Here is a 13,118-nt window from a genome sequence, read left to right as displayed (position 1 = left end):
TGTTCACGCCTCACGCTGCGTGAGGGTCAACCTAACGCCGGGCGATCACTTCCAACGCGATTTCGCGGCTGGGCTTGGTAGCGATCCCGCGCGGCACCGCACGCGGCGGCCGCCCACGCTGCACAGGCACCAGGTCGAGCCGCTTCATCATCGTGCCGATCGCGACCGACAGCTCGCCGAGCGCGAAGGCCGCGCCGATGCACCGGCGGTAACCGCCGCCGAACGGCGCGTACTGGAACGGCGATGGTCTGGCGTTCAGAAAGCGTTCGGGGTCAAAGGTATTCGGGTCGGTCCACAGGTCCGGATTGACATGCAGTGCCGGCAGCGCGATTCCCACCACATCACCGGTCGCGCAGGCGACGCCGGCGACGGTGAGTGGGCCGGTGAGCCTGCGCAGGACGATCGGCACTGTCGGGTGTAGGCGCAGGGTCTCTTGGATCACCGCGGCGAGGTACGGCAGCGCGGCCATCTCCGCCGGTGTATCGACGGTGGCGAGTTCGTCGAGCACACGAGTGCGGACACGGTCGTCGCGGTGGATGTGATGCAACGCCCACGCCAGCGACGTGGAGCTGGTTTCGTGGCCGGCAGCCAGCATCGTCCTCAGCTGGTCGCGCAGCATCTCGTCGGTGAGGCCGTTGCCCTCGTCATCGGTGGCATCGAGAATCAGCGCCAGCACATCGCCGCCGCGGTACCCACTGTGCCGTCGTTCCTCGATCTGCTCGGACAACAAGTCGTCGAGCTGGGTTCGGAAGGCAACGAGGCGGGCCCATGGCCCCCGCCCCGCGATGTCGCGCCGCAGCCAGGGAACCAGCATCAGCGCCGCGCCGCCGGATCGGAGCAACTGCGTTGTCACTGAGGAGAACTCGCGACGCCGGGCGTCGTCGGTGACGCCGAACACCACCCGGATCACCACGTCCAGGGTGATCGATTGAGCGGTGCGCCCCACCAGCAGGTGATCGCCCGGCCGCACCGCCGCGATCTCTCGCTCGGTGGACTCGGCGATCAGATCGACGTAGTCCCGCATGAGCTCGCCGCGAAACGGCGGTGCCAGGACGCTTCGGGCCCGGCGATGCGCTTCACCGGAGAGCAGGATGAGCGAGTTCTTGCCGACGACCGGCTCGATGGGGTTGGGCAACGGCGCCCGGCACAGTGCGCTGGGCGCGGTGAGAATGTCGCGCGCCCCGTCCATGGTGGTGAAGAACAACACCTCACCCAGCCCGGGAAACAGCACCGTGAACGGTGCGCGGTCGGCGGCGTGGCGGCGGAACAAACCCTCCGGGTCCATGCCGGCCCACGCCGCGCGCCCGAGTGCGGCCGCTGTCGCCAGGAGGCTCACGACAGCCTCGGGCGGCGGGCCAGCACAACGTGGTTGCGACCCAGGCGGCTGAACTCGACGGTGATGGCCGGATCGGCGTAGGCGGCCAACGCGCGGAATGCCGAAGGGCTGTAAGCACGCAACGAACTGATCAGACCGTCGTGGGCGAACGGCAGCAGCACGAACGGCAGCATCGACGCCAACCGCAGCAGATGCACGGGCGCCGACGGCCGATACAGATCGCAGATCAGCAACGTGTCCGCGACGCGGGTTCCCTCCGCCAACACGCGCGCGGCCGCAACCGGCGGCAGATGATGAAACGACAGGGCGAACAACGCGAGATCGTAGGACTGATCGGTGGCGTCGATATCGGTGGCGTCGACGCGGCGGACGACCGCCCTCGGATCGCTGCCGAGATCGCCGGCGGCGATGGTGGCCACCGATACCGGGTCGATGTCGGTCACCGTGACGCGCGCGTCGGGACGCAGTGCCAGCACCGCCCTCGACAGCGCCCCATGACCCGCCCCCAACTCCAGAATTCTCGGCTCGTCGATGTTCGCGACGAGCGGAAGCGCCCTGGCCGCGAGGTGCTCGTGGTCCCGCAGGATGCGGCCCATCCAGTCGAGAGACCAGATCACCTGCCGCTTGACGCGGTCGTCGACATCATCGCGGTCCAGGTATTCCAGCCGTCGGGTCTGCAGACGCCGGTCCAGCCAGGAGGCGTCGAATCCGGCACGAGGCATGGTCGCGATATCCACCTGAGCCTCCTCGGCTACCCAGGAAGGGCTTCGTCGACGACGGCCTCCACCACGCAGAGCGGTGACGCAGTCGGCACCACCCGCGTCATCCGGAAGCCGGCGTTCGCCAACAATGCTCGGTACTCCTCGGCGGTCCGTTCGCGGGATCCGAGGTTCAGCAGCATCTCCAGATCCACCCAGTTCTCTGGCCCGTCGCGCCCGTTGTCGCGGACGACCATCTCGACCAGCAGCACAGTGGCACCTGCGGCGGCCGCGCGGACATTGCGCAGGATCTGCACCGCCTTGTCGTCCGCCCAGTCGTGAATGATGTTCTTCAGCAGGTAGGCATCGCCACCGCCGGGAACATCGTCGAAGAATGAACCCTCGACGACCTGGACACGATCGGCAACACCGTTGGCGCGCAACAACTCCGGCGCACCTGCGACGACTCGCGGGACGTCGTAGAGAACGCCTCGGGACCGAGGTGCCTTCGCCAGGATGGCGGCCAGCATCGCGCCCTGTCCCCCACCGACGTCGACGATCGTGCGGTGTGCGGCGAAGTCGTAGCCGGCCACGACGACGGCCAGCGTCATCTGGGCGAGGCTGGTCATGGTCTGATCGAAAAGCTTGGCGTGCTCGGGTATTTCGATGAGGTAGTCGAAACCCTCCATACCCCTCAGGGCGGGGACGATCGACTCACCCGTTCGGACCGAGTCCGTCAGCAGCGTCCAGCGTTCCCGCTGCTCCTGTGAGCCCTGGAACAGGGCAGCACCCCTCAGCGAGATCGCCGCATCCGAGCGAAGAGTGTCGGCAAGGGAATTCAGCGCGTATCGGCCGTCGCGGCGCAGCCGGAAGATGCCCCGACCGATCAGTGCCCGCATCAGCCGCCGCAACGCGTCGGGGTCGGCGTCCACCCGCGCGGCAAGCTCGTCGATCGGCAGCGGTCCGTCGGCCAGTGCGTCGGCGATGCCCAGCTGCGCGGCGGTGGTGATCGCCTGCGCGGGCCACCCCGACACCACCAGCTCCATCATCGCCATCGGCGCGGGCAGCATCCGCTGATGGAGCAGCAGCAGGTGATGGCGCAACCACTCGACGGCGCGCGCCAGTCCGGCCGGCGGCACCATGGCGTTCCTAGGCATGCGAGGCCTCCCGAATCCCGACCCGATCGTGCAGGCGCGCCAGCGGCTTTGGCGCCCACCAGTTGAAGCGACCCATCAAGTGCATGAAAGCCGGCACCAGCAGGACCCGCACCAGCGTGGCATCGGCGAGGACCGCCAGCGTCAGACCGACACCGAGCATCCGCAGGAAGGACACCTGGGCACCGGAAAGCGCCGCGAACGTGATGGCCATGATCAGTGCCGCGGCCGTGATCACCCGCGCGGTGTGGGCAAGTCCCAGCGCGACGCTCCTGTCGTTGTCGGCGGATGTCTTGGCGCTCGCCAGCCAGAACTCGCGGATCCGCGACACCAGGAACACCTCGTAGTCCATCGAGAGCCCGAAGGCAATGCAGAACAGCAACACCGGAATGCTGATCGCCAGGGTGCCCGTCGAGGTCGTGCCCAGCGCATCGAGGTTGCCGTCCTGGAAGATCCACACCAGCGCACCGAACGCCGCGGTCAACGACAACACGTTGAGGATCAACGCCTTCAGCGGTACCACGATGCTGCCGGTCATCAGGAACAGCAGCACGAACGTGATTCCGGCGATGATCGTCAACACCATCCCGAGCCGGGAGGCGATGGCGCTTGCGGTGTCCCGGTTGACCTGAGGGGTCCCGCCGATCAACACCCGGTGACCGGCCGGGGTGGGGACGGCTTGCAGCTGATCGAGCAGCGTCTCGGATGCCTGGGAGTACAGCGGTGCGGTGCTGGTAACGGTCAGGAACGCGCTGTCGTTCGTGCTCGCGGTCGCCGCCGTCGGCGGACCCACGGAGCTGCCGTTGACGAACGTCACGCCGGGCGAGGAGACCGAGGACACGCCTGACACCCGGGACAGCTGAGCGGCATAGCCGTCCAGCTGTGCCGGGCTGACGCCACTGAGATCCGGTATGACGACGGTCAGATTCTTGGCCAGGTCCGCGGCGAACTGTGTGCGCAGTTGGTCGCCGACCACATGCGCCGAACTCGACGTCGGCAGGACCCGGTCGTCGGGCACTCCCCACTTGACACCGAGGAACGGCGCCCCGAGCAGGATCAGCAGCGCCACGATGGCCACCCCGACCGGCACCGCCCGCCGCATCGAGAACATCGCCACCCGATACCAGGCGCCCTCCTCGACCGGGCGCACGGCCGCGACCGGACGTCGAAGCCACCGGCGAAGGTTCAGCGAATCGAGCCGGTCCCCGAGCACTACGATGGCCGCCGGCGTCACGAAAACCGCGGCAAGAGAGGCGAACGCGACGACGGCGACACCTGCGTACCCGAAAGACTTGAGGGTGTAGATCGGGAACAACACCATCGCCGACATCGACAGCGCGACGGTCATCGCAGAGAACAACACCGTCCGCCCGGCGGACGTCATGGTGCGGATCAGGGCCCGGTCGCGGTCGGCACCCGCAGCCAGTTCGTCGCGGAAGCGGCTCAACAGCAGCAATGTGTAGTCGATCGCCAACGCCAGCCCCAGGGCCACAGCCAGATTGAGCGCAAAGATCGATACGTCGGTGACGAAGGTGATCGCATGCAGCACCGCCATCGCGCCGAAGATCGCAACGGCCCCGACGGCGAGGGGCAGCGAGGCCGCGACCAGACCGCCGAACACCCACACCAGCACCAGGAAGCTCAGTGGAATCGCCACGCCCTCCATGAGTTTCAGATCGTTCTCGCTCTGCTGGTTGATCTCGAGCATCATGGCCGACTCGCCGCCGGCCCGCACAGTCACGCCGTCGCGGTCGTGCACCACCTTGCTGATCAGTGCGCCGGCATTCTTCGGTGCGCCGTTGTCGCCGCCGGTGATGCCGGCCACGATGACGCCGATCGTGCCGTCCCTGCTGACCAGCGATGTGGCTGCCGACGGTGGAGCGGTCCACGGTGAGGTCACCGTCGCAACAGTCGGCGACTGGGTGAGCGTCCGCACGATATCGGTGCCCGCGGTGCGCGCTGCAGTGGAATTGACCCCCTCCGGCGAGCTGACGGTGATCAGCAGCGGCATGTCGCCCTGGCCGAAAGTGCTGGCCAACAAGGCTTTCACCTGTGACGACTGGGCACCGGGGTCGGTGAGACCGCCCGCGGAAAGCCGGCCCGCCACCGGAATCCCGAAAGCCGCCGCTCCGGCGACGACGATCAGCGCGAGCGCGATCATCCGTCCCGGAGCGCGCATCGCAAGCCGCGCGATACCGGCTAACACGGCGACAAAGTCCCCGCCAGCCATTGGGTGCGCGCTTCGAGGCGGCGCATCTTCCCGCTCGACGTCCGTGGCAGGGTGCCCGGTGCCAGCAGCTCGACGTGGCCGACGGCGATACCGGTGCGCTGCAGCACCCGGGCCGCGACATCGCTCGCCAGATCCTCGGGGGCGTCCGCGGTGGTTTCGACCAGCATCGCCAGTGCCTCGTCCTGCGCGTCGGGGGGAACGTACCCCACCGCAACCGCACATCCGGCGCGGACACCCGGAAGTCCGTCAAGGGCGGCCTCGAAATCCTGCGGAGCGTGGTTCGCACCGCGGATGATCACGGTCTCCTTGGTGCGGCCACACACGAAAAGCTCACCGTCGTGGACGAATCCGACGTCGCCGCAATCCAGCCAGCCGGCGGACAACACCTGTGCGGTGAGGTCGGCACGGCCGAAGTACCCGGCCATCACGCTGGGTCCACGAACGAAGATGTGCCCCACCTCGCCGTCGGGTAGCGCCCGGGAATCGTCGTCACGGATCTGCACTTCGACGCCGGCCAGCGGGCGGCCAGTGCTCACCAGTTCCCGGTCGCCGAGCCAATGCACGCCGAACATCGTGCCCGGCGGCTTGAACGTGACCGCCAGCGACGCCTCGGCCAGGCCGTAGACCGGTGTGAACGCCCGCGCGTCGAACCCCCAACGCCCGAACCGCTCACCGAATCGGCGCTGCACCTCGGCGCTGGTCAACTCGGCGCCGTTCAGGCACAGACGCCACGAGCTCAAGTCGACACCGTCGAGTTCGTCGTCGCGGATCCGCTTGATGCACAACCCGAACGCGAAGTTCGGTGCGGCGGTGACAGTTCCGCGATGCCGTGAGATCGCACGTAACCACGCCGCAGGGACGGCCAGGAACAACTCTGGTGGCAACAGCACCAATGGCCGCGGAAGATAGAACGCGCTCAGCAGATTCCCGATCAGTCCCATGTCGTGATAGAGCGGCAGCCAGGTGACACCGACCTGATCGGGCATGTTCGCCGCCGCGAAATAGTCCGCGATCGCGGCGAGATTGGACAACAGGTTGCGGTGGCTGAGTGCAACCGGTTTCGGGTCATGGGTGGTGCCGGAGGAGAACTGGATCAGCGCGATGTCGTCGGCGGACACATCGATGTCACGCCGACCCGGGCGTGCGAGTTCCGCGGCCGTTCGGCACTTCGCACCGACGGCCTCGAGCAGCGGACGAATGCGATCCTCGGTGACCACCACGACCGCACCGACCGCCCGCAGCATCGCTGCGGTGCGATGCCGATACTCGTCGAGCTTGCCAAGACGGACCGGCGGGTACAGCGATACGGGAATCGCGCCGGCGCACAGGGCACCGAAGAAGCAGGCGACGAATTCCGGGCCGGTGGGCAGTACCAGGGCGACCCGGTCGCCGGGCCGGATCCCGTTGTCGTGCAGTCCCGCCGCGACCGAACGCGCCCGCCGAGCCACCTCCGCCATCGGAACCTCGGTGTCCACCTCGTTCCGGTCGACGAAGATCAGGCGGTGGCTGCTCTGGGCTGCCGCGTCGAGCATCTCGGTGAGCGTCTCGAACTTGGGCCGGATCGCGGGGGTGCCGATCATGACCGTTCCTGGATGCGACGCAGCACCAGCCGGGCCAAGTCACCGACGGTGCGCAAGTCGTCGCTATCCTCGGCGTCCAGCTCGACGTCGTAGCGGGCTTCGATCCGGAATACCAGCGACAGGACCCGGGCCGAGTCCATGCCCGCATCCTGGAGTCCCGACTCAGCGGTCAAGGATGTGGCGCCGTCGGTCTCGGCCTGGATCAGGCCGATGATGTCGTCGACGACTGCCTCCAGGGTGGCGCGTGTCATGTCCGGGTCCCGCTCCACTGGATGGCGGCGGCGCCCGCGAAATCCCCGGCATGCGCGAACCCGGCCATCATCACGATGTCACCGGCACCGATCTGGCCGTCGAGGATCGCCGCCTCCAGGTTTACCGGGATGGCAACAGCGAACAGGTTGCCACATTCCTGGAATGTGTCGCGATGCCGATCCGGCGAAATACCCAGTGCCTCATTCCAATTCCGCAACAGCAGTCGATTCGGCTGATTGGTGACCAGCAGGTCGAGGTCGCCCGGCTTCACGCCGATCCGGTCGCACACCGCGCGCACCACCTGGGGTACCTGCCGGTTGCCCCGGGCGAGGACCTTGATGATCTTGCCTTCGTTGAACCCGACGTAGCCCTGGCCGGGTCCCGCTTCCCACCACCGTCGCGCGGGATCGGCGGCCAACGTCATGTCGGAGGCGTTCTCGCCGAAGTAGCGGCATTCGATGTCCAGCACCGGTGAGCTGTCCGACACGGTGACCAGTCCGACTGCCGCGCCGTCGCCGGGCACCGACGCCTGGGCGAGCTTTCGCACCTGCTGCTGCTCGAAGATCTTGCCAGCGGCGTTCTGCGCGACCGCGATCAGTGCGGTCCGCCCGGCGCCACTGGCCAGCAGCTGGCGAGCGAGCTTGAGCATCAACACAAATGCGGCGCAGCCACCGTTGTGGACATCGATGATCCATTCGGGGCTGATGCCCAGCCGCTTGGCGACTTCGCCGCCGGCGCCGAGGATCGGCAGGTCCGGCAGCTGTGAATGAGTCAGCAGCACATCGACATCGTCGAGCACCGCGGGCCCGTGCCGATCGATCAGTGCGCCCACGGCACGCTGGATCATGTCGACGTTGGACTCGTCGTCGGCCGCATGGTGACGAAACTCCGGCGGCCGGAACATAGGGTTGTCCCGCAGGTCGTCGTCACCGCTGAATTGCGTGTACCACTCTGCGGGGACCCGGTTTTCAGGCAGATAGGTGGCGACGTCGATCAGACTGACGTTGGGGCGGCTCATGATTCACGCATCCAGTCCGGGGTGATCGGCAACCCGTTACGGTGGCGGTATTCGGCGATCGCCTTGAGATTCTTCAACTCCAGGAGGTGTCCGGCGCCGAACATGTCCCAGAAGTCCCCCACCCAGACCGGCCGCTGCGGCGGCGCGGCGTCCGGGTACGGGTTTTCGTCGTAGAACGGGTGGTGGCAGTTCGTCCACAACACCACCGACCCCGGCTTGTTGAACACCACCTGCGCGTCGACCACCCGCATCAGGTAGATCATCCACAGGTGCTTGCCCTGATCCCAGGCGCAGTGGTAGTCCACGGTGCGGGCATCCCGGTTGGCCACCGTGCGGGTGTAGATCTCGGTCTCGGTGCCCAGCCGGTCGTAGGCCAGCCACAGGCCGTCCTCCTCGGTGCGGGTGAATCCCCGCAGGCTGTAGGTCCATTCCTCCAGGGACCGGGTGTCCGACAGATAGTCGAACAATTCGTCGGGCGGGCAGTCGATGTAGTCGTTGACGGTGCAGAACTCGCCGAAGACCTCGTCGTGCGGATACACCGCGTGGATCATCTCCATCAGGACCGGGGTGGCTTTCTCCCGGGGCGAGGTCTCGATGCGCATCAGCCCCGGAATCGGGTCGGTACCGCCGTGGTGTGCGGCGATGTCCTCGAGCGCAGGCAGTGTCATCAGCTTCTCCTCGAATTCAGCTGTGTTGTTGCATTCAGGAATGCTGTGAAGGGCGGGATTTCGTCGGCGGAGCATTCCACCGACACCACGGACGGGCCGTCGGCGTCGAGCGCTGCCGTGACGGCCACGCCGAGCTCGCCGATGTCGGTGACATCCACCGCCGGCAGGGCCGGGAACATGGCCGACAGGCCCGCGCCCAACCGGCTGGGGCCGAACCGGTTGTAGCTGTAGCGGTCGCCGTAGAACAGCTGCTCGCGGGTGACGCACATGGCGTGTGCGTGGTTGTCGAACAACAGGAACGTCACCGGAAGCCGGTAGTGCAGCGCGGTGTGAATCTCCATGCCGTGCATGAAGAACGATCCGTCGCCGGCGATGACGACGGTGCGGCGATTCCGGGCGAAGGCCATGCCGATGCCGGCGCCGAAGCTGTAGCCCATGCCGCCCATTCCGAGGGCGACCAGGAAGCGGCCGTCGCGTCGGGCCGGGAGCCAGTGGATCGCCGCCGCACCGATGTTGCCTGCGTCCACGACGATGTCGGCATCCTGGGGCAGCAGCCCGTCCACCACCCGCATCGCGTCGCGGTACCGCACTGCCGCGCCGACGTGCTCGGGCGGGGTGAGCTCGCCGGGCGCGGGGCGCGCCGCCGGCGTCCGGTCCGGCCCACGGGTCAGCGCCGTCGCCAGCTGAGACAGGGCGGCGCGGAGGTCGTGGCTCTGCACATGTGTGCACGGCAGATAAGGGGCCTCCGCCCCGAGCGACGCGATCGGCAGCGAACCCAATACCGCATCCAGACCGCCGCGGGCCATCAGCGGAAGCCGGGTGCCGATCGCCAGGCACAGTGCGCTGCCGGCCAGTGCCGCAACCACTGTCGGATGACCCATCACCCCGACGACGCCCAACGCCTCGGCCGCGGCGTCCTTCGCGTCGGGCACAGTGGCCACGGTCGCCTGCAGGACCGCACGAAGCGTCTCCAGTTCGGCCCGGGCGTCGTCGCGGGCAACCTGGTCACCGGCGATGATCGTCACCGGCCCCTCGGTGCTGCCCAGCAGTCGAACCAATGCCGCGAGGTCCCCGGCCTCGGGTTGCGCGTCGCCGGCAGGATCGGGCGTGGGCTCCACCACCGCCTGCTGAATGTCCTTGGGCAACAGCAGGACCGCAGGCCCACCGATACTCGTCGCGGCCGACAACGCCCGGGGCAGCGCGGTCATGATGTCGTTTGCGGTCACGACCCGTTCGCAGAACACCGACACCGCCGCGAACAGCGCTTCGCCGGGCAGCGCTCCGTTGACCCCGCTGGTGTCCTGGAATGAGCCGAGCCCGTCCGACACCGTCGGCGGCTGGCCGATCAATGCCAGCACCGGCACCCGGCTGGCGAACGACTCCCCCAGTCCCGGGACGGTGTTCAGCGCTCCCCCGCCGGACGTCGCGCAGACGACGCCGATAGCGCCGCCGGACCGGCTGTAGGCATCGGCCATGGCAACCGCGGAGAACTCGTGCTTGGCCACCACCGCGGTCAGATCCGGACAAAAGTGCGCGGCGTCGTAGAAATCCTCGATGTTGGCGCCGTCGACGCCGAACACATGGCGAACGCCGCGGCGAACGAGGCGCTCGGCGATGTAATCGACTACTCGCGTGCGCCCATCCCCCGCGCCGTTGCGCTCAGAGCCGACCGGCATGTCGTTCGAGCGCGACCGCCCCCGGCACGTGTCCAGAAACAGCGCTCGCCATGACCCCCACCTAGTGTGTCTAACTTGCACGAACCCTAGTGCAGGGCCGCTGCTCTTCGCCGGGGTTTGGGGATCTCACCGACAGCCATACCGGCATTTGCCCGGACCGCCCTTCGGCGACGCCTGCGCGAAATGTGAACACGGCGGTGCGCGGTAGCGCAAGCGATCGACCGGCCGGAGTCGGGTGGTCAGCGGCGTGGTCGCCACGCGGCCACCCGAGTAACCGCGCAGCAATTTGACCCGCTGGCAAATTCCTGTGCATTTCCCGGGTGTTCAGGCCAACCGCGCGACGGCCCGCACCGATCGGCGACGGGGTGAAACCCTCGCCCGTGCTGCGGACTTGCCGCCGTCGGCGCTCGATCAGCGCATCCGCGCACGTTATTGACCCTTCCGAAGGAAATTGGCGGCCACCGCCGTGGCGCGGCGGCGGAAACCGACCTTGACGCTTGAATGTGGCGTACATCACACTGATCTTCTTTCCGCGAACACACGCACGCCGCCGCTGGTACAACGCACGTACTCGTACCGCTGGTAAACGCGCAACAACCAAGCTCGAACTTTGCTGGGGGAACTGGCCACACCAGCGATTAAGGAGGTGCCTGCCGTTGACCGCAGGTGTCGATGACGCGACTGCGGCCCAAGCAGCGACCGAGACAGAAGCCAGCGAACTTGCGTGCGTCGATATCGACGCATTCGTGGCAGCCGCCACCCCCGAGCCAACCGTCGATCCCCCGGCCTCAGCGGAACCAGCGTTGGGCCGCCAGGTCGCCGACATCCTGAGCAGGCCCTTCCGACGCTTCCTGTCCCGAACCGATTCGTCGCTGCAGACATTGGGCCGGTTCTTCGGCCTCGGCGCACAAGCCCTCGGCTTCCTCGTCACCGACCTCATCCGGTTGCGCCACCCATGGCGAGACACCCTCAACCAGGCGTGGTTCATCATCAGTGTCACGGCGATCCCGGCGCTGCTGGTGTCCATACCGTTCGGCGTGATCGTGGCCGTCCAGGTAGGCAACTTCATTCAGCAGGTCGGGGCCTCCTCGGTATCGGGCGCCGCCGGCGGTCTGGGCGTGATCCGGCAGGGCGCACCGATGGTGGCGGCCTTGCTGCTCGGCGGGGCGGCCGGCTCGGCAGTGGCCACCGATCTCGGCGCCCGCACCATCCGCGAAGAGGTCGACGCGTTGCGGGTGATGGGAGTCGACCCGGTGCAGCGCCTGGTCACCCCCCGCCTCGCCGCGATCGTGTTCGTCGCACCGGTGCTGTGTGCCTTCATCATCTTCATGGGGCTGGCAGCCGGTTACGCGATCAACGTCGGTTTCCAGTCCGGCACACCCGGAAGCTACATCGCGTCCTTCGCCTCGTTCGCCAGTGTCAACGACGTCATCGTGGCGATGGTGAAGACCTGGCTGTTCGGTGTGGTCGTGATCCTGGTGGCCTGCCAACGCGGCTTGGAGGCCACCGGCGGCGCGCGCGGCGTGGCCGACGCCGTCAACGCGTCGGTGGTCATCGGTGTGGTGGCCGTGTTCGTCCTCAACCTGATCATCACCCAAGGCGTTTCGATGTCGATGCCGCTGAGGATGGGCTGATGGCTCGGGTCTCCACGCCGTCGCGCCACATTCCCCATGCCCTACGGGCGCCGTTGTGGATCGCCGACCAAGGCGACTCACTGATCCAGCGCCTCGGGCACCAGGTCAACTTCCTGGCCCAGGTACTCGGCGCGATCCCGCACACGCTGCGGCACTACCGGCATCAGACCGGGGTGCTGCTGGTCGACGTGATGTGGGGCAACGGCTCACTGATCGTCGGCGGTGGCACCATCGGTGTGCTGATCTTCATGGGCACCGCCGTCGGCGGGTCGGTGGGGATCGAAGGCTACAGCGCCCTCGACATGGTCGGAATGGGCCCGCTGACCGGTTTCGTCTCGGCGTACGCCAACACCCGGGAGATGGCGCCGATGATCGCCGGGATCGGCTTTGCCGCACAGGCCGGCTGCCGAATGACCGCCGAGATCGGCGCCATGCGGATCTCCGAGGAGATCGACGCCCTGGAAGCGCTTGGTATCCGGTCGATCCCGTTCGTCGTCACCACCCGGGTGATCGCCGGCATGCTCACCATCATCCCGCTCTACGTGGTGACGCTGGCGCTGAGCTATGTGTCCTGTGCGCTGGTGGTCAACGTGATGCACGGTCAGTCGTCGGGCACCTACTACCACTATTTCGACTCCTTCATCCAACCCTCCGACGTGGTGTTCTCCGTACTCAAAGCCGTGATCTTCGTGACGCTGATCATCGCCATCCACGGCTACCAGGGCTATTACGCCGTCGGCGGTCCCGAAGGTGTCGGCCGCGCCTCCGGACGGGCCATCCGGGCCAGCATCGTCACGGTGGTCGCCGCGGATATGGTTCTGACACTGCTGTTCTGGGGCAACAGCCCCGGGATTCGGATCTCGGGATAGGGC

General features: G+C 67.4%; 11 protein-coding genes. 2 read left to right on the top strand and 9 right to left on the bottom strand.

Translation table 11 applies throughout. The annotated features are described in order from the left end of the window. Positions 1–31: 31 nt before the first annotated feature. Genes G6N32_RS07230 through G6N32_RS07190 form a run of 9 tightly spaced genes read right to left on the bottom strand, consistent with a single transcriptional unit; the run spans position 32 to position 10,612 of the window. The gene (locus tag G6N32_RS07230) at positions 32–1,336 is read right to left on the bottom strand and encodes a cytochrome P450 (protein WP_232077549.1); all 1,305 of its coding nucleotides are present in this window, start codon (positions 1,334–1,336) and stop codon (positions 32–34) included. Further along, positions 1,333–2,058, bottom strand: coding sequence for a class I SAM-dependent methyltransferase (locus tag G6N32_RS07225; protein ID WP_115318759.1), 726 nt, complete (start codon positions 2,056–2,058; stop codon positions 1,333–1,335). Before G6N32_RS07225 ends, G6N32_RS07230 begins: the two co-directional genes overlap by 4 nt. 29 nt (positions 2,059–2,087) lie before the next feature. After that, the gene (locus G6N32_RS07220) at positions 2,088–3,191 is read right to left on the bottom strand and encodes a methyltransferase (protein ID WP_115316591.1); all 1,104 of its coding nucleotides are present in this window, start codon (positions 3,189–3,191) and stop codon (positions 2,088–2,090) included. Then, complete coding sequence (locus G6N32_RS07215) at positions 3,184–5,394, bottom strand: MMPL family transporter (RefSeq protein WP_115318760.1); 2,211 nt, start codon at positions 5,392–5,394, stop codon at positions 3,184–3,186. The genes G6N32_RS07220 and G6N32_RS07215 overlap by 8 nt, the downstream gene beginning before the upstream one ends. Next, positions 5,388–6,998, bottom strand: coding sequence for an AMP-binding protein (locus tag G6N32_RS07210; protein ID WP_115316592.1), 1,611 nt, complete (start codon positions 6,996–6,998; stop codon positions 5,388–5,390). The genes G6N32_RS07215 and G6N32_RS07210 overlap by 7 nt, the downstream gene beginning before the upstream one ends. Then, the gene (locus G6N32_RS07205) at positions 6,995–7,249 is read right to left on the bottom strand and encodes an acyl carrier protein (protein ID WP_115318761.1); all 255 of its coding nucleotides are present in this window, start codon (positions 7,247–7,249) and stop codon (positions 6,995–6,997) included. The genes G6N32_RS07210 and G6N32_RS07205 overlap by 4 nt, the downstream gene beginning before the upstream one ends. After that, on the bottom strand, positions 7,246–8,268 hold the full coding sequence (locus G6N32_RS07200) for a 3-oxoacyl-ACP synthase III family protein (protein ID WP_115316593.1): 1,023 nt from the start codon (positions 8,266–8,268) through the stop codon (positions 7,246–7,248). Before G6N32_RS07200 ends, G6N32_RS07205 begins: the two co-directional genes overlap by 4 nt. Continuing rightward, positions 8,265–8,936: a DUF8713 domain-containing protein gene (locus tag G6N32_RS07195; RefSeq protein WP_115316594.1), complete on the bottom strand. Its 672-nt coding sequence runs from the start codon at positions 8,934–8,936 to the stop codon at positions 8,265–8,267. Before G6N32_RS07195 ends, G6N32_RS07200 begins: the two co-directional genes overlap by 4 nt. Then, the gene (locus G6N32_RS07190) at positions 8,936–10,612 is read right to left on the bottom strand and encodes a thiamine pyrophosphate-binding protein (protein WP_115316595.1); all 1,677 of its coding nucleotides are present in this window, start codon (positions 10,610–10,612) and stop codon (positions 8,936–8,938) included. The genes G6N32_RS07195 and G6N32_RS07190 overlap by 1 nt, the downstream gene beginning before the upstream one ends. Positions 10,613–11,268: 656 nt before the next feature. On the opposite strand from G6N32_RS07190, the gene G6N32_RS07185 reads away from it, so the two are divergent. Both G6N32_RS07185 and G6N32_RS07180 read left to right on the top strand, forming a co-directional pair. Then, positions 11,269–12,246 (top strand): MlaE family ABC transporter permease, encoded by a 978-nt coding sequence (locus G6N32_RS07185; RefSeq protein WP_115316596.1) that lies wholly within the window; start codon positions 11,269–11,271, stop codon positions 12,244–12,246. Then, positions 12,246–13,115, top strand: a complete 870-nt coding sequence (locus G6N32_RS07180; protein WP_115316597.1) for an MlaE family ABC transporter permease — start codon at positions 12,246–12,248, stop codon at positions 13,113–13,115. Before G6N32_RS07185 ends, G6N32_RS07180 begins: the two co-directional genes overlap by 1 nt. The last annotated feature ends 3 nt before the right edge of the window (positions 13,116–13,118 follow it).

The sequence above is a fragment of the Mycolicibacterium aichiense genome, assembly GCF_010726245.1.
GTDB lineage: Bacteria > Actinomycetota > Actinomycetes > Mycobacteriales > Mycobacteriaceae > Mycobacterium > Mycobacterium aichiense.
Note: the sequence above shows the minus strand (reverse complement) of the source record. Positions and strands in the feature narration are given on the sequence as shown.

Bases quoted from the DNA above. Each gene is read 5' to 3' on its own strand.
- G6N32_RS07225 (WP_115318759.1), bottom strand. From the start codon at position 2,058: ATGCCTCGTGCCGGATTCGACGCCTCCTGGCTGGACCGGCGTCTGCAG.
- G6N32_RS07220 (WP_115316591.1), bottom strand. From the start codon at position 3,191: ATGCCTAGGAACGCCATGGTGCCGCCGGCCGGACTGGCGCGCGCCGTC.
- G6N32_RS07210 (WP_115316592.1), bottom strand. From the start codon at position 6,998: ATGATCGGCACCCCCGCGATCCGGCCCAAGTTCGAGACGCTCACCGAG.
- G6N32_RS07205 (WP_115318761.1), bottom strand. From the start codon at position 7,249: ATGACACGCGCCACCCTGGAGGCAGTCGTCGACGACATCATCGGCCTG.
- G6N32_RS07200 (WP_115316593.1), bottom strand. From the start codon at position 8,268: ATGAGCCGCCCCAACGTCAGTCTGATCGACGTCGCCACCTATCTGCCT.
- G6N32_RS07195 (WP_115316594.1), bottom strand. From the start codon at position 8,936: ATGACACTGCCTGCGCTCGAGGACATCGCCGCACACCACGGCGGTACC.
- G6N32_RS07190 (WP_115316595.1), bottom strand. From the start codon at position 10,612: ATGCCGGTCGGCTCTGAGCGCAACGGCGCGGGGGATGGGCGCACGCGA.
- G6N32_RS07180 (WP_115316597.1), top strand. From the start codon at position 12,246: ATGGCTCGGGTCTCCACGCCGTCGCGCCACATTCCCCATGCCCTACGG.